17 protein-coding genes are annotated in these 16,252 nt (G+C 67.3%); 7 read left to right on the forward strand and 10 right to left on the reverse strand.

What is annotated here, in order from left to right; all coding sequences use genetic code 11:
• The first annotated feature begins 143 nt into the window (after positions 1-143).
• Entirely contained in the window at positions 144-1,064 is a 921-nt protein-coding gene (pucL, locus tag H0264_RS33950; RefSeq protein ID WP_181581323.1) for a factor-independent urate hydroxylase, read from the forward strand.
• Between the two features lie 291 nt (positions 1,065-1,355).
• Here the strand turns inward: pucL and H0264_RS33955 are convergent, their stop codons facing one another.
• Positions 1,356-3,044 (reverse strand): helix-turn-helix domain-containing protein, encoded by a 1,689-nt coding sequence (locus tag H0264_RS33955; protein WP_181581324.1) that lies wholly within the window; start codon positions 3,042-3,044, stop codon positions 1,356-1,358.
• A 238-nt stretch (positions 3,045-3,282) separates the two neighbouring features.
• Between H0264_RS33955 and H0264_RS33960 the strand changes: the two genes are divergently transcribed.
• The 3 genes from H0264_RS33960 (at position 3,283) to H0264_RS39405 (ending at position 6,318) form a co-directional block, all read left to right on the forward strand.
• Complete coding sequence (locus tag H0264_RS33960; RefSeq protein ID WP_181581325.1) at positions 3,283-4,368, forward strand: CobW family GTP-binding protein; 1,086 nt, start codon at positions 3,283-3,285, stop codon at positions 4,366-4,368.
• A gap of 145 nt (positions 4,369-4,513) precedes the next feature.
• Positions 4,514-5,464, forward strand: coding sequence for a DNA-processing protein DprA (locus tag H0264_RS33965; protein WP_181581326.1), 951 nt, complete (start codon positions 4,514-4,516; stop codon positions 5,462-5,464).
• Positions 5,461-6,318: a phosphoribosyltransferase gene (locus H0264_RS39405; protein ID WP_181581327.1), complete on the forward strand. Its 858-nt coding sequence runs from the start codon at positions 5,461-5,463 to the stop codon at positions 6,316-6,318. The genes H0264_RS33965 and H0264_RS39405 overlap by 4 nt, the downstream gene beginning before the upstream one ends.
• 68 nt (positions 6,319-6,386) lie before the next feature.
• Here the strand turns inward: H0264_RS39405 and H0264_RS33975 are convergent, their stop codons facing one another.
• Entirely contained in the window at positions 6,387-6,974 is a 588-nt protein-coding gene (locus H0264_RS33975; protein ID WP_181581328.1) for a TetR/AcrR family transcriptional regulator, read from the reverse strand.
• 347 nt (positions 6,975-7,321) lie between these two features.
• Between H0264_RS33975 and H0264_RS33980 the strand changes: the two genes are divergently transcribed.
• On the forward strand, positions 7,322-8,134 hold the full coding sequence (locus H0264_RS33980; RefSeq protein WP_181581329.1) for a class I SAM-dependent methyltransferase: 813 nt from the start codon (positions 7,322-7,324) through the stop codon (positions 8,132-8,134).
• A gap of 61 nt (positions 8,135-8,195) precedes the next feature.
• Here the strand turns inward: H0264_RS33980 and H0264_RS33985 are convergent, their stop codons facing one another.
• The 6 genes from H0264_RS33985 to H0264_RS39255 form a co-directional block, all read right to left on the reverse strand.
• Positions 8,196-8,588 (reverse strand): PPOX class F420-dependent oxidoreductase, encoded by a 393-nt coding sequence (locus H0264_RS33985; RefSeq protein ID WP_181581330.1) that lies wholly within the window; start codon positions 8,586-8,588, stop codon positions 8,196-8,198.
• 64 nt (positions 8,589-8,652) lie between these two features.
• Positions 8,653-9,648 (reverse strand): sulfate/molybdate ABC transporter ATP-binding protein, encoded by a 996-nt coding sequence (locus H0264_RS33990; RefSeq protein ID WP_181581331.1) that lies wholly within the window; start codon positions 9,646-9,648, stop codon positions 8,653-8,655.
• Entirely contained in the window at positions 9,645-10,451 is an 807-nt protein-coding gene (cysW, locus tag H0264_RS33995) for a sulfate ABC transporter permease subunit CysW (protein ID WP_181581332.1), read from the reverse strand. The genes H0264_RS33990 and cysW overlap by 4 nt, the downstream gene beginning before the upstream one ends.
• Positions 10,448-11,383: a sulfate ABC transporter permease subunit CysT gene (gene cysT, locus H0264_RS34000; protein ID WP_420832011.1), complete on the reverse strand. Its 936-nt coding sequence runs from the start codon at positions 11,381-11,383 to the stop codon at positions 10,448-10,450. The genes cysW and cysT overlap by 4 nt, the downstream gene beginning before the upstream one ends.
• 35 nt (positions 11,384-11,418) lie before the next feature.
• Positions 11,419-12,459, reverse strand: coding sequence for a sulfate ABC transporter substrate-binding protein (locus H0264_RS34005; RefSeq protein WP_181586036.1), 1,041 nt, complete (start codon positions 12,457-12,459; stop codon positions 11,419-11,421).
• A 190-nt stretch (positions 12,460-12,649) separates the two neighbouring features.
• Positions 12,650-12,739: an Ms4533A family Cys-rich leader peptide gene (locus tag H0264_RS39255; RefSeq protein WP_338040112.1), complete on the reverse strand. Its 90-nt coding sequence runs from the start codon at positions 12,737-12,739 to the stop codon at positions 12,650-12,652.
• 81 nt (positions 12,740-12,820) lie between these two features.
• On the opposite strand from H0264_RS39255, the gene H0264_RS34010 reads away from it, so the two are divergent.
• Both H0264_RS34010 and H0264_RS34015 read left to right on the forward strand, forming a co-directional pair.
• Positions 12,821-13,888: a M48 family metallopeptidase gene (locus tag H0264_RS34010; RefSeq protein ID WP_181581333.1), complete on the forward strand. Its 1,068-nt coding sequence runs from the start codon at positions 12,821-12,823 to the stop codon at positions 13,886-13,888.
• 110 nt (positions 13,889-13,998) lie between these two features.
• Positions 13,999-15,513, forward strand: a complete 1,515-nt coding sequence (locus H0264_RS34015; RefSeq protein WP_244976030.1) for a serine/threonine-protein kinase — start codon at positions 13,999-14,001, stop codon at positions 15,511-15,513.
• A gap of 74 nt (positions 15,514-15,587) precedes the next feature.
• On the opposite strand, the gene H0264_RS34020 is transcribed toward H0264_RS34015, so the two are convergent.
• Positions 15,588-15,833 (reverse strand): hypothetical protein, encoded by a 246-nt coding sequence (locus tag H0264_RS34020; protein WP_181581334.1) that lies wholly within the window; start codon positions 15,831-15,833, stop codon positions 15,588-15,590.
• Positions 15,834-15,960: 127 nt separating this feature from the next.
• Positions 15,961-16,197 (reverse strand): hypothetical protein, encoded by a 237-nt coding sequence (locus H0264_RS34025; protein WP_181581335.1) that lies wholly within the window; start codon positions 16,195-16,197, stop codon positions 15,961-15,963.
• Between the last annotated feature and the right edge of the window lie 55 nt (positions 16,198-16,252).

Genomic DNA, 16,252 nt, shown 5'->3' on the forward strand with positions numbered 1-16,252 from the left:
CAGCCGCACCGGGCGGGGTGTTTGTCCGATCGGCTGAATCGTCGCATGCGCGGGCCGTCCTGTTTTGTGTTCCGAACCAGCGTGTGCGACGCCGCGAGTGCGCCACAGTGGGGCACAGTGTTGATCGACCACGGGAGGCGCCAATGACCGAATCCACCGGCAAGATCGTGCTCGGCCCGCACCAGTACGGCAAGGCCGAGAACCGGGTGGTGCGCATCTACCGCGACACCGACCGCCACGAGATCCGCGACCTCAACGTATCCACCTGTCTGCGTGGCGCTTTCGACGACGCGCACACGATCGGTGACCAGCACGCCGTCCTTCCCACCGACACCCAGAAGCAGACCGCCTACGCCTACGCCAAAACCCACGGCGACGGCAGCATCGAAGACTACGGGCTGGCGCTGGCCCGCCACTTCGTCGACGACATCGAGCCGGTGGATTCGGCCCGCGTCGAGATCGAAGAGTATGCGTGGCAGCGAGTTCCGGTCGCCGGGGTGGGGCACGCCCACACCTGGACCCGCACCGGGCCCGAAGTGCGCACCGCCGCCATCACCGTTCAGGGCACCGGCCCCGCTCGCCGCGAATGGGTGATCGGCGGCGTGAAGGACCTGGTGATCCTCAAATCCACCGGCTCCGAATTCGCCGGCTTCCTGACCGACGACTTCACCGTCCTGGAACCGGCCCATGACCGCGTCCTGGCCACCAGCCTGGTCGCCCGCTGGCGCTTCACCGCCGCACCCGGCGACTGGAACGCCACCTACGACAGCATCCGCGCCACGCTGGCGGAAACCTTCGCCACCCTCCACTCCAAAGCCCTCCAGCAAACCCTCTACGAAATGGCCCGCGCCGCCCTCGAATCCCACCCGGTTCTGGCCGAGATCCGCCTCTCCGCTCCCAACAAACATCACTTCGCCTACGACCTGACCCGGTTCGGCATAGCCAACAACAACGAGGTCTTCCATGCCGCCGACCGCCCCTACGGCCTCATCCAGGCCAGTGCCCTCCGCGAGGACGCCCCCGACCCCGGAATCGCCTGGGACCCTTACACCGGCGCGGTCTGACCGCGTTCACACCCACAAATGGGGAAACGGCCCGGTGCCATTCAATACCGTCTGCTTTCCAACCCGGCCCTGGGCCACCGAATTGTCGTCACTGATGACAGGAAACGACCGCGCCATCGACGAGATTCGCGCCAAAGCTGATCGCGCCCGGGCGCTTTCGTGGTGAAGTCCGGGTCGAGTCGCATGGCACGAACAAGCCGACGCGCGAGCGGAGACGACTGGGAGTGTTGCAGGCCCTACCCGGCTATCACGCCAGGCAGGCTCGGCGCCTGCGAACGCGATGAAGTCGGCTCATGCGCGGCGAGGATTCCCGAAATCGTCTGGCCCCTGCCCCGAGGCGGTCGGACCGCTCAACGTGCGCATCGCCAGATACAGGTCGAGGCGGTCGTCGAGGCGGCCCAGGTCGCGGCCGGTGAGTTCTTCGATGCGGCCTATGCGGTAGCGGACGGTGTTGAGGTGCAGGTGCATTCGTTCGGCGGCTTGGCGCCAGGAGCCTTCGCAGGCCAGGAAGACCTCGAGGGTCGGCAGCAGCCCGGCACCCGTGCGCGCGTCGTACTCCACTACAGGGCCGAGTACCCGCTGGGCGAACCGGTGCTGTAATGCGCCGGGTACCGCCGCGAAAAGTCCTATCGCAGAATCGATGTCGGCGGCCCGCACGGTCACCGCGGATTCGCCGTCCCGGGCGGCGGTGGCGGCGGCGCCCGCGGCGGCGACGGCCCCCTGCAGAGCTTCGCCGGGCTGTGGCGCGCTCACCCCGATCGCGATCCGGATTCCGTCGAGAGCGGAGACCAATCTCCCTATGCGCGTGCGGAGTTCGGTCGCGACTCCCGCCTGCGTCCCGCCGACCACCGCCACGATTCGACCCTCACGATCCAGCGCTGTCGACACCTGCCGCGCGGCAGCTCCGAGCATGCGGCCGGCAGCATCGGAGATCTCGTGCGGGGTGGCCTCGACTGTCGCGACATCGACACCTGGACTTGCGGATTCCGGGTGGGTGAGGCGCCGGTCCGAGGCGCTGCCGAACGGGGTGGCGGATGTGGCCACAGCGAGGACGTCGTGCAGGACCGAGCGGATCGCATCCTGACCGTATGCGCCCGCCAGCGGGCCCGGTCCGATTGAGGTGTCGATGTGCAGGTCGCAAACGACGGCGACCACCGCTGGGCCGCTGTGGCGGGCGAACAGTGCCGACGCGTTGCCGGCGAGTTCCCAGCTCAGGCGCAGCCGGTCGGCGTCGCGCTGCCGGTACAGCTCCAGGACCGCGGCCAGGTCCGGGCCGTACAGGCCGGAGTCATTGCCGGCTGGTCGAATTGCCAAGTACCAGGCCGTGATTCGGTCGCCGTGGCCGATCTGGTGGATGCGTGTCGCGCCTCCGGTCACGGCGGGGAGCATGGGGGCGGTCAGGGCGGTGGTGACGATACGGTCGATGTCGAGTTCGGACAGCGGGGCGGTGCCCGCGACCACCCGACCGGTCGCGGTGAGGATCCAAGCCGAAACCTCTTGCTCCGCAGCGACTTCGGTGAGCAGTTCGGCAATGTCTGCTCCGGCGGCGACGGCCGCCAGCAGGCGGCGTTGGCGGTCCAGGCCGGATTGCACTCGCTGCCAGCGTCTGTCGGCGGCGCGGTCGGCGAGGTATTCGATGATGCGGCTGAAGGGAACACTCTGTGGGGCGGAGAGGAGGGGAAGCTGGTGACGTTCGCATGCCGCCACCACATCGTCGGGGACATGGCCGTGCAGGGCCTGGCCGGCGACCACTCCCGCCGCACCGGCGCGGGCCAGCATCCCGACATAGCGGTCCGAGTCGGGGGCGTCGCTCCGCCAGACCAGGCCGGTGCAGACCAGGGCGCCCGCGGTCACGAAGGGGCGGGGGTCGGGCATGTCGGTGGCGCAGACGCGGGCCACCGGGCGGTCCAGGGCGGTCGGGTCGCCGTGCAGCAGGCGCATGCGCAACTGTGGCGCTTCGAGAATGTCGCGCACTCGCATGGGCGCCTCCTGCCTCCGGTTCTACTGCGCCACACCGTAGGAGGCGGGTGTTGCCGGGTCGTTTCGGTGGTGCTGCGGGGAGTTCACGCGCACGGACGTGGCCGCGGGAGACGACCTCGGAGGCGTCCGCACCAGCGCGTGATGGATGCCCGCGGGTTCGGTCGGCGCGCCCGCTCTTGCTCCGGCCATGCGCGGGGCCGCGAACGCCTCCGCCGTCGACGCCATTAGGGTGGGCGGAATGGGTCGGCGGATTCCTGTTCTGGTGGTTGCGGGGTTCTTGGGGGCGGGGAAGACGACGCTGCTCAATCACCTGTTGCGGAACAATCGGGGGATTCGGATCGGGGTGGTGGTCAACGACTTCGGGGCCGTGAACATCGACGCCATGCTGGTGGCCGGGCAGGTGGACGCCATGGTGTCGCTGGGGAACGGGTGCGTGTGCTGCGCCGTGGATGTGGGTGAGCTGGATGCGCTGTTCGATCAGCTGGCGCAGCCGAAGGCCAAGATCGATGTGATCGTGGTGGAGGCCAGTGGGCTCGCCGAACCGCGCAATCTGATTCGGATGATCGTGAACAGCGAGAATCCGCGGATCACGTACGGCGGGCTGATCGAGGTCGTCGACGCGGAACATTTCGAGGAGAGCCGCGCGCAGCATCCCGAACTCGCCACGCATCTGCGGATGGCCGACCTGGTGATGGTGAACAAGGCCGACCGGGTCACACCGGAGGCGCTGGACACCCTGCGCGACGAGATCGGCGCACTGGCCTTCCCCGCAGCGGTGTACGCGACCGCACACGGGCGGATCGACCCGGGCCTGCTGTTCGACGCCCCGCGCCGAGCGGCGAGCAAACCTCGTGTGGGAGAACAGCTCAGCCTCGACGAACTGCTCTTCGCCGAGACCGAAGCGCACGACGACCATGAACACGACGCCCACTGCGACCACCACCATCTGCACGACGAGTACCAGAGCCTGTCCTTCACCAGCGACACCGATCTCAACCCGCGCGCACTCATCGCCGTCTTCGAAGACCCCCCACCCGGCCTGTTCCGCGCCAAGGGCACACTGGCCTTCGCCACCCCCGACGATCAGCGAAAGTTCGTGCTGCACATGGTCGGCCGCCACATCGTGGTGGAACCCGTACCGTGGCCGCGCCACGAACCGCGCACCAGCAGCCTGGTCCTCATCGGCGCGGGCCTGGACACCGACATCGCCCTGGAACGCCTCCGAGCCACCGTCCACACCGGCCCCGAACCCCTGGGCGAACAGGAACTCCTGCCGGTCTGGCGCTACGTCACCGCGCATGACCACGCCGACACACCAGCTTGATCCGGCACACCCGCCGGAGCCATTGCCCAGGAAAGCGCCCACCCTGGCCAGGACACCGTAGGGTGCGGGAGGGAATCGTCGAATCGTGTCGGCACCCAATGGCATGATTCGAATATATGTTCGGTTACGGCTCGAAGGAGGGTAGATGACACGTTCAAACGGCCGCGATCCAGATCCCGCTACGAGCGGCATGATGCCCTGGGATGATCGCGACCGAGCCGCACTGGTGGCGATGATGCGGCAGAAACCGAAGAATGCCGAATGGTCGGAACTAACCGAACGCATCACGGATCGGGGGAGCGCCCGCCTGCTCTGGGAAGACGAGTTTCCCGCAGATCTGTTCGGTGATGACGACGCCGCAATAGTTCTACGTCGGTCGGCCGAAGATGTCGAGGCATGGAAGTCAACACCGTTCCAGATGCACACCTTCATGGACGACTCCTACCCGGAGCAATTGCGTTCGGTTCGCAGAATGCCCCCACTCGTATTCACCCAGGGGCGACTCACTCCGGGCGAGATCGGTGTCTGCGTCGTCGGGTCGCGGGATGTCTCCGCTGCGGGGCTCTCGTTCGCTCGTTCGGTCGCCCAGGGCCTGGTGGCCCAAGAGTTGACCGTTATCGCCGGGCTCGCAAAGGGAATTGACACTGCCGCACATCAGGCAACCCTGGATGCAGGCGGACGGACAGTGGCAGTCCTTGGGAACGGGCTCAAACGCGTTTACCCACAAGAGAATCGAGCGCTGCAAGCCAAAATCGCCCAGCATGGCATGCTTCTAACGCACTACCTTCCCGAGTATTCGCCAACTCGCTGGTCATTCCCCGCTCGTAATGTGACGATGAGCGCATACGGAACGGCCACCGTCATCGTCGAGGCAGGAGAGAAAAGCGGCACAAGGATTCAAGCGCGCGAAGCGGTTGCACACGGTCGCCCGGTCATCCTGAACGATACGGTCGTTCGATCGACGGATTGGGGACGCAGGCTCCAGAACGAGCCGGGCGTGTACGTTGCCACATCTCCAGAGGAAGCAGTGGGGCATGTCATGACGATTCTTAAGCACCGCCTGACGGTGACGAAGCTGTTGCGCTCCTGCCGATGATTCCGGCTGACCTCCAACTGATCCGAGCGGTTGTCCGCGAACGAGTCGGCGGCTTCTTCTGCAATACCTACGTACCGGGGACGGCCGGAGTATGCGTAGTCTGCAGAGGGCCTGCTGCCGAGCAGGATCTGTGCAACATATGCCAGGGCCACCGCGCAACGTTCGGAAATCAACTGGCAGACAGAACCATCCTGCTGACATATGCACTCGGCAACTACCCTGATGGCCCGCACCAGTCCGCACACGTGGTGCGGGCATACAAGGGTTACAAAGGAACCCATCCTGTTCGGCAATGCCAGCAGGATCTCGAACTGATGGTGTCGGTCGCTGTCGGTCTGCATGGCGGATGCCTCGACAATACCCCGACCGGATCGTGGGATTCACTGACATTTGTTCCATCGCTGGAGCGGCCGGGCAGAAGTCATCCCGTCACGAGCCTGGCCAACGCGGCTCTGGCCGGCGATCCGATAGCTGTAATGGCCGGGAGAACACCACAGGGATCGCTGGAGAAGTTTCTCCTGGAGCCAGGTCCAGGAGCGAACGTCAAGCGCCGAATGGTCCCCGACCGCTACCGAGTTCCCGACATGTGGCGATCAGCCGTTGCCGGAAAGAACGTGCTGATCGTCGATGACACATGGACAACCGGTGCGAGCGCGCAGGGAGCAGCGGTGGCTGTCAAACAAGCAGGTGCCAGCAGCGCTACGGTGCTGTGTGTCGATCGCTGGCTGCGGTGCGACTGGTCTGATCACCAGGCACTGATCAACTCGCTGAGCGGTAGCTATGACGCACTGCGATGTCCGATGCATGGGCGAATGTGTCTACCCGGCACCGGATTCACGGTGATCACAGACTGAAACCATCAGTCCGGCGCTATGCCCTGCGGACGAGCACGCCGGCGAACGACCCTCTCGAAACCGCCGCACTACGTCAGGGCGGATCCGATGACGGTGACCACGACACCGCGGACGGCCGCCTTGTCCGGCGCTGGGCTGCACCGGTCGGCGAACAGTAGGTGTGCTGCGCCTATCAGGGTCGGTGCGAGTATTTCCACCTCGGCGTCGGCGGCGACACGGCCGGCCTCGCGCTCGGCCTCGAGGTAGCCGGCGATCATGGCTGTCATCTCGGTCATGAGCGGGATGCCGGTGGGGCGGTCGGCGCGCAGGCGGGTGCGCAGTTCGTCGCGGAAGATGATGAGCCCGATCACCGCTACGGCGACGCCGTCGAAGACCGAATTCAGTGCCGCGGTGAGATTGCCGAGAACTGTTCCCGCTCCGGCGGATTCCAACAGGGTGACGGCCAGATCATCGACCTGGGCGATGCGGTCCAGCACCAGTTCGACCAGAAAGCCGTCGAAATCGGTGAAATGCCGGTGCAATACGCCCTTGGCGCACCCCGCTTCGGTGGTCACCGCGCGGCTGGTGAGCGCGGCGGGCCCGTCCCGCAACAGGATTCGCTCCGCGGCATCGAACAGCTGCTGTCGCGGATCCTGAATCGCCACGCCTGTCGGCATGCATGCTCCCTGTCTCTCATCGCGCGCCGAATCATCATGCACGCCTGGCACTTCACACCCGATACTCCCGCACCGGCGGTGACGAGCAGGCGCGTACCCGCCACGGGGAGGCGTTCACACCGCAGCCAACGGGCACACGCCCACCGCCGGGTGGACGCACATCCGCTGTGAGCATCTCCACCGAGCGGGCGAACGCCCACTGGGTGGACGCACACGGGCGGGCGCCCGCCGATAGGTGGGCAAGCATCCACCCAGAAGTGGGCGCTCAGCCGCTGTCGGGTTGGCGTGCAATCGCTTTCGGAGTGTAGCCATTGCCGTAGTGGGCACTTGCCCATTATTGTGGGCACATGCCCACTCTACCTCCGGGCGATCGGCCCGACTCCCCTGCCGATACGCATAAGGCAAGGCAGATGGCCGAATCCTTCGGTGTGGACGCCGCCCGCTACGACCGCACCCGCCCGCGCTATCCGGACGCCATGGTGCAGCGCATCATGGCGGCGAGTCCGGGCCGCAGCGTCCTCGATGTCGGCTGCGGAACCGGCATCGCCGCCCGCCAATTCCAGGCGGCGGGCTGTACCGTCCTCGGCGTCGAACCCGATTCGCGCATGGCCGATTTCGCCGGGCGGCGCGGACTCGAGGTGGAGGTCGGCACTTTCGAGAACTGGAAGCCCGCGGGCCGCACCTTCGATGCCGTGGTGGCCGGGCAAACCTGGCACTGGGTCGACCCCGTCGCGGGCGCCGCCCAGGCCGCGCGGGCGCTGCGACCCGGCGGCCGGCTCGCGGTCTTCTGGAACGCGGACGAACCACCGGCGGAACTCACCGACGCGCTCGCCACCGTCTATCGCAGGCTCATGCCCGGCTTCCCCGCCACGGGCATGCCCTCCCCCGTGGACGCCTATTCGAGCATGTGCGACAAGGCCGCCGAGGGGATCGACACCGCCGGTGGCTTCACCGCCCCGGAGCGGTGGACCTTCGATGCCGATTGCCACTACACCTGCGCCGAATACCTGGACATGATGCCCACCCAGGGCTTGTTCACCCGGCTGCCCGCACCGGTCCTGGCGGAGATCCTCGCCGAGGTCGGAGCCGCCATCGATGAACTGGGCGGCGGGTTCACCCTGCGCCGCCGGACCGTCGTGGTCACCGCCACTCGTGCCTGAGGACACCGCACCGTCCATCCCGCCCGCGCCGATGAACCCGCCCGCGTCATCGGTATCGCCCTCAGACCGAGAACCCGGTGACCTTACTCGGAATCACGCGCACGATCACCCGCTCGACCCCGGCTTCCTCCAGCGGCGGATCCTGCTCGAGATACTTGTGCGACAACCGTTTCGGCAGGTCCTTCGCCGGATCCGGCTCGATCTGCGCGACCCCGACGACATCGACCGTGTGATACGGGTTGGCCGCGTCCCACACCGTCAGGCTGACCCGCCCGTCGCGAATCAGGTTGCGCACCTTCTTGCGTCCCACGGTGCTGGAGAACACCACCGTGTCGTCCTCCCGCCCGATCCACACCACCGAGGTGTGCGGCGCCCCGTTCGCGTCGAGGGTGGCGACGACGGCGAAGTTCTTGCCGTCCAGCAGTTCTCGGACACGATCGTCGAATACGGCCACGGTGTTCCCCTTTTCGGTTGCCTGCCAACCGAAAAGAACACCGCGGCCGTTCGCGCTTGTTCCGTCAGACGGCCGGCAGGTCCGGGATGCGGGTGGCGCGCACGTACACCGTTTCGCCGGAGGCCAGATGGAGGGCTTCCGCGTCACCGCGGGTGACCTGGGCGGTGAACAGGTCGCCGGTGGCGGCGTTCTTCAGCTCGACGCGCACCTCGAAGCCGAGATGCACGATGCGCTCGACCGTCGCGCGCGTGACACCGGCCGAGGCCGCGGTGCCCTCGTGCTTGGCCAGGGCCATGCTGGGGTCGCGGCCGACGCGAATGTCGTGCGGGCGCACCAGATGTCCGTTCAGCTTGGCGACATCGCCGAGGAAGGACATGACGAATTCGTTGGAGGGGCGGTCGTAGACGTCCTCCGGGGTGCCGATCTGCTCGATGCGGCCGCGGTTCATCACCGCGATCTTGTCGGCCACGTCCAGGGCCTCCTCCTGGTCGTGGGTGACCAGGACGGTGGTGACGTGGACTTCGTCGTGCAGGCGGCGCAGCCACTTGCGCAGGTCGGTGCGCACCTTGGCGTCGAGTGCGCCGAACGGCTCGTCGAGCAGCAGCACCTGCGGTTCCACGGCCAGCGCGCGGGCCAGCGCCATACGCTGGCGCTGACCGCCGGACAGCTGCGCCGGGTAGCGGTGCTGGAAGCCGTCGAGGCCGACGATCTCGAGCAGTTCGTCCACGCGCTTGGCGATCTCGGCCTTGGGGCGCTTGCGGATCTGCAGGCCGAAGGCCACATTGTCGCGCACGGTCATGTGCTTGAACGCGGCGTAATGCTGGAAGACGAAACCGATGTCGCGCTTCTGCGGCGGCACCCGGGTGACGTCGCGGCCGGCGATGGTGACGATGCCGCCGTCGAGGGATTCCAGTCCGGCGATGGACCGCAGCAGGGTGGACTTGCCCGACCCGGACGGACCCAGCAGCGCGGTCAGTTCACCGGACGGGATGTCGATGCTGACATTGTCGAGTGCGGCGAAGGTGCCGTACCGCTTGTTCGCATTGGTCACGGTGATCATTTGGCAGAGTCCCGCTTACGTTCGAGGAGGGTCATCAGGAGGAGTACGACGACTGCGATGCCCATGAGCAGTGTCGCCGCGCAGTACGCGCCGAAGGTGTTGTGATCGGTGTAGCGGCCGTGCACCAGCAGGGTCAGCGTCTGTGACTTACCGGGCAGCGCGGTGGAAACCATGATCACCGCACCGAATTCGCCGAGCGAACGCGCCACGGTCAGAACGATGCCGTAGGTCAGACCCCAGCGGATCGCGGGGAGGGTGATGCGCCAGAACGTCTGCCAGCGCGAGGCGCCCAGGGTGGCCGCGGCCTGCTCCTGATCGTCGCCGATCTCGTGCAGCACCGGCTCCACCTCGCGCACCACGTACGGCAGCGTCACGAAAATGGTGGCGATCACCATGCCCGGCAGATTGAAAATGATCTTCAGGCCGTGGTTTTCGAGCCCGCCGAACCAGCCGCCCGCACCCCACAGCAGGATCAGCGAGACGCCCACAACCACCGGCGACACCGCGAACGGCAGATCGACCAGGCCCTGCACCAGGTTTCGGCCCGGGAACCGGCCGCGCACCAGCGCGATGGCGGTCACCACGCCGAAGATCACGTTCACCGGCACCACGATGGCGACGATGAGCATCGACAGATTGAACGCGGAAATCGCCGCGGGCGTGGAGATCCAGTCGTAGAACGCGCCGATGCCGTTCTCGAAACTGCGGTAGAAGATGATGCCCAGCGGCAGCACCAGCAGAATCAGCAGGTAGCCCAGGGCCACCGTGCGCAGCGAAATACGCGTGAACGGAGACAGTTTCATCGCGCCTCCTGTTCCTTGCGCGCCGTGCGTTCGGCCAGGATCCGCAGAATGAACAGCGAAACGAACGAGATCACCAGCAGCGCAACCGAAACCGCGGCCGCGTTGACCGGCCGATCGACCTCGATCTGCTGCTGGATGTACTGCGAGGCCATCTGCGTCTCACGCGGGATATTGCCGCCGATCAACACCACCGAACCGTATTCGCCGATGGCGCGGGCGAAGGCGAGCCCGCCGCCGCTGATGATGGCCGGCGCCAGCGTCGGCAGCACGATGCGCCGGAAGGTGGTCCAGTTGTCCGCGCCCAGCGACGCGGCCGCCTGCTCCACCTCCCGGTCGGCCTCGATGAGCACCGGCTGCACCGACCGCACCACGAAGGGCAGGGTCACGAAGGCCAGCGCCACCACCAGACCGGGCTGAGTGGCATTGAGATGGATATTGATCGGGGACTGCGGGCCGTACAGCGACAGCAGCACGATGCTGGCCACAATGGTCGGCAGTGCGAACGGCAGATCGATGAGCGCGTTCACGATGCTCTTGCCCGGGAATTCGTCGCGCACCAGCACCCAGGCGATGAGCGTGCCCATGAGGACGTTGAGCACGGCCACGACGACCGACACGAACACCGTCACGCGCAGCGAGTCCAGGGCGGCGGGCGCGGTGATCGCGTCCCAGAAGCCGGACCAGCCGTCATTGAACGAGTAGAACGTCAGCGCCGCCAGCGGCAGCAGCACGATGACGCTGAGCCACAGCACCGCGGTGGCGATGCCGAGCGGGCCGACCGAGCCGGTGACGCGGAGCCAGGACAGGCCGGGGCGGGCGGCACGCGGCGCGGCCTGCTGCGGAACGGCGTCCCCCGCGACGCCGGTTCCGGTTTTCTCTGTGGAAGCGCCGGGCTCCTGCCCGATCCCGGCGCTTCCGCTGCTGTCTTTCACAGTGGCAAGTATCCTGTGTGGCTCATGTCACCCGACTACTTGGTCGCCTTGTCGTAGATGACGGCGATGCTGCCGGTGCCCTGCGCGAACAATTCCTTGTCCACGGTCTTCCAGCCGCCCAGGTCGGCGATGGTCCACAGGGTCTGCGGCTGCGGGAAGTCACTGGCGAAGGCCGCGGTCACCTTCGGGTCCACCGGGCGGAAGCCGGCCTGCGCCCAGGCCAGCTGTGCGGTGGGGGTGTACAGGAAGTCGCGGAAGGCGACGGCCTGCTCCGGGTTCTTGGCGTTCTTCAGCACCGCCACCGGGTTCTCGATCTTGAACGTGGTGGCCGGGACGAAGTGCTCGATGGCATCGCCCTTGCGCTCGGAGAAGATGGCCTCGTTCTCGTAGCTGAGCAGCACATCGCCCACGCCCTGCAGGAACGTGTCGGTGGCCTCACGACCCGACTTCGGCTGCACCTTCACATGATCGGAGGAGATGAGCTTGCTCAGATAGTCCAGGCCCGCCTGCGGATTCTTACCGCCGTCGCTCTTGGCGGCGTACGGGGCCAGCAGATTCCACTTGGCCGAACCGGAGCTGAACGGGTTGGGGGTCACCACCTCGACGCCCGGCTTCAGCAGGTCGTCCCAGTCCTTGATGCCCTTCGGATTGCCCTTGCGCACAACGATGGCCACCACGGACCCGAACGGGATTCCCTTGGCGGGACCGGCATTCCAGTCCGCGTCCACCAGACCCGCGTCGACCAGACGGGTGATGTCGGGCTCCACCGAGAAGTTCACGACATCGGCCTGCGCGCCGTCCTTGACCTTGCGGGACTGGTCGCCGGACGCACCGTAGGAGGCCAGCACCTCCACGCCCTTGCCGGAGTCGGACTTGTTGAATTCCGGGACCACCAGGTCGAAACCGGGCTTGGGCACCGCGTACGCGTACAGATTGATGCTGCCGGCGCTGTTGTCGGAATCCTTGCCACCGACCACGTCGCTGGAACCGCCGCTGCACGCGGTGAGCGCGGCGGCGGCCGCCGCGGTGAGCGCGAGCGCTATGGACCGGCGAAAGCGTTTGGCATTGCGGGACATTCGACTGTGGACCTTTCCTACGCCCACCGAGAGCATGGTCGTCGGCGGGAAATCTGGGGACTGCCGTAGACCCGCCGCACAGGGTACGGCGGTGGCGCAACGGCCCTCGGGCCGCTGGGAGCGAGCAGAACTGCGAAAAGGTGCGCGCGCCAGTCTACTGATCAGACGTGCAGCACTGCCCGTTCGGCAATCAACGACAGTGAATGTCCGCGACCGCGAGGCAGCCCACCGCGATCAACGCCAATTCATGGCGGACCTGGGGCACAACACTCGGCGACACGCGGCAGACTGTATCAGGGCGGCCGGTGCGGCCGCGAATCCACGTGAAGAGAAACACCTGATCGAGATCCGGGGGAAAGCAATGACAAGTCCCGCTCGCATTCGCCGTGAGTTTCCCGGCATATCCACGCGGGCCTGGGAGCATCCGGCCGACCGCACCGCGCTGGTGACGCTGCGCTCGCTCAGCGGGTTCGACTCGCTGCTGCGCGTGCTGTCGGGCCTGCTGGCCGAACGGCAGCATCGGCTGATGTACCTGGCCACCGCGGTGCGCGTGGACGAACGGCAGTTCGCGCACGTGCACCACCTGCGCGAGGACGCGGTGCGGATTCTCGACGCGCGCACCACGCCGGAGCTGTTCGTACTGCAGGATCCGCAGCCCAACGCGTTCACCATCGGCATGGATCAGCCGTTCATCGTGCTCACCACCGGGCTGCTGGATCTGCTCGATCCGGAAGAGCTGCGGTTCGTGGTCGGGCACGAGCTCGGGCACGCCCTGTCCGGGCACGCCGTGTACCGGACCATGCTCATGCACCTCATGCGCCTGGTGGCCAGCGTCGGCTGGATGCCGGTGGGCGGCTGGGCATTACGCGCCATCGTCGCCGCGCTGATGGAGTGGAGCCGCAAATCCGAGCTCTCCGGCGACCGCGCCGGACTGCTGTGCGGGCAGGATGTCGACGCCTCGGTGCGCGTGCACATGAAGCTGGCCGGCGGCTCACGCTTCGACCAGATGAACCACGCCGCGTTCCTGCAGCAGGCCGACGACTACGACCGCACCGGCGACCTGCGCGACGGCGTGCTCAAACTGCTCAATCTGGAACTGCAGACGCACCCGTTCTCGGTGCTGCGCGCGGCCGAACTGCGCCGCTGGATCATGAGCGGCGACTACGACCGAATCCTCAACGGCCAGTACCCGCATCGCGACACCGACAAGAACGCCCGCATCACCGATCAGGTGAAGGAGGCGGCACGCTCCTACAAGGAGGGCTTCGACCAGTCCGAGGATCCGCTCATCCGCACCGTGCGAAACCTGGGGCGCGACATGGGATCCGCGGTGAACAGCGTCGGCCAGGAGGTCGGCGAGACGGTGGCGAAGATCGGCAAGCGCTTCAGCGAGTGGCAGAACCAGAATCGCGACAGCAGCGACTCCTAGCTCCGCCGCCACGCCCCGAGATCGCCCCCGGCCCGCCGGAATACGACACGCCTACCGGCGAACTAAGCTTCGCCGGATAGCGTGCGGACGAGTGGGACGGGGGCGGGGCTGTGCAACCGACGAGAAACGGGCAGTTCGCCGGGTATCGGCTCGAAACCCTGCTCGGCCGAGGCGGAATGGGCAGCGTCTACCTCGCCGCCGATCCGCGGCTGCCCCGGCAGGTCGCGATCAAGGTGCTCAATCAGGAGATCGCGACCGACCCCGACCTGCGCAGCCGCTTCGATCGGGAAGCCATGGTGATCGCACGCCTGGATCATCCGAATATCGTCGGCATCCACGATCGCGGCGTGCAGGACGGACACCTGTGGATCGCCATGCAGTACATCCACGGCACCGACGCCGCCCGCCTGGACCCGCGCACGGTCGCCGTCGACCGCGCCCTGCGCATCGTCACCGAAACCGCTGCGGCACTGGACTTCGCGCACGGCCGGGGCATCCTGCACCGCGATGTGAAACCCGCCAATATCCTGCTCTCGGCCCCCGAACCCGGCCGCGCCGAACGCGCCGTCCTCACCGACTTCGGCATCGCTCGGCTCGCCGACGCCAATACCCAGCTCACCTCCACCGGAGCCTTCGCCGCCACCCTCGGCTTCGCCTCGCCCGAACAGCTCTCCGGCGAACCCATCGACCATCGCAGCGACCAGTACTCCCTGGCCTGCACGCTCTTCGCCATCCTGACCGGCCAGCCGCCCTTCTCCGCGACCAATCCCGGACAAGTGGTGGCCGCCCACCTGAGCAAGCCGGTCCCCCGCCTGAGCGCGCACCGCCCCGACGCCCCGGCGGCACTGGACGCGGTGATCGCGAAAGCCATGGCCAAGGACCGGGCACACCGGTTCGCCAGCTGCACGGAGTTCGCCACCGCCGCGCACGCCGCGGCAACCGCACGCCGGATACCGGCTGCCGCAGCGCCGGTCGGCGCGGCTCCGGTCGGCGCGGCGGCCGAGAATTCCCCTACCCGCCTTGCTGATTCGGTCCCGCGCAATCCGGTTCCGATGCCCGCCCCCGGCACGGCGGTCCTGCCCGGCCCGACCGGGCCGGGTGCACCGGCAGCCGTCCGCGCGGCCTCCCCCGCGGGGCCGGTGGCCGCGGTCATGACACCGGGGCCGCGCTGGCAGACCTCTCGACGGCGCGGCTGGAAAGGTCCGTTCTCGGCCATCTGCATGGCCTTCGCGTGCGCGGTGTTCAGCGTGGCGGGCGCGCTCGGCCTGCGCATGTTTCCCGGCAAAGCGCTCGGTGGCTCCGAGCGGGTCGAGTTGATGCCGGAAACGGCCGCGCCCTATCTGCTGTGGACGACGGTGTGCGCGGGGCTGGTGGTGGGTCTACTCGCCGTCGGGGCCGTGCTGCTGGTGTCGGCGCCGCGCATCGGGCGAGTGCTCGTCGTGCTGGGCAGCCTCGGGTTCATCGCGGGTGTGGCGGTCACTCAGTTGCAGGCGCACTTCTCCGGCAACGAGAACACGCGAATCTTCTTCGCTCCATTGTTGAATCCGTGGGTGATCGGAGCCGGGTCGCTCGGGATCGTGCTGGCGATCGGGGCGCTGGTGTGCGCGGTGTCGGTGCGGCCGTAGGAGATTCGCGGACAGCAAAACGGCGTCCGCCGGCCCGCACGCGCATGCGGGGTGGCGGACGCCGTGGACGGGTCTCAGTCCTCTTCGACGACCGGGGGGCTCTCCAGGAGATCGAGAACCCATTCCTCGGTGGCGGATTCGGCGTCGTCCTCGTCGGGGCGGATGCGGTTGGTGAGGCGGACGCCGAGGCCGAGCAGCTGGGCTGCCTTGACCATGTCGACGGCTTCCTCGGGACCGCAGTAGTGGGTGGCGATCAGGCGGGGCTCTTCGTCGAACTCCGCTTCGGCGAGTTCGAGGTCCAGACCTTCATCGGTAGTCATGGGGCAGCAGCGTACGCGGAGAGTTCGCCGCCGGGGTTACCGAAACCTTGTCAGCGGGTGGACAACCACGCGACGAGCACGAGAACGAGCAGGGCAATCAGGGCAAGTTGGACACGCGAGCGGGGCATCAGGCGGCTTCCTTCCGGATACGGGGCGATTGCGCGACGGGGGCGGCGACTTCCCGGGCCACCGCCCGATCCCGGCCCAGCAGATGCAGGGCGACGCGCAGAACCCGATCCAGAACGTAGGCGAGTCCGAGGCAAACCGGCACCATGGCGGCCAGCACCACGGCAAACTGGGGAATGAAGGGCAGACCGGCGACCCAGAGCTCTACGCCGTCCCACCATCCTGCAATCCGTTGCACGGGGTCCAGCCTAGGCCGAAGAAACGATGGTGGACGATTCGGGCCGACTGGACAC

The organism is Nocardia huaxiensis, from assembly GCF_013744875.1.
GTDB classification, from domain to species: domain Bacteria; phylum Actinomycetota; class Actinomycetes; order Mycobacteriales; family Mycobacteriaceae; genus Nocardia; species Nocardia huaxiensis.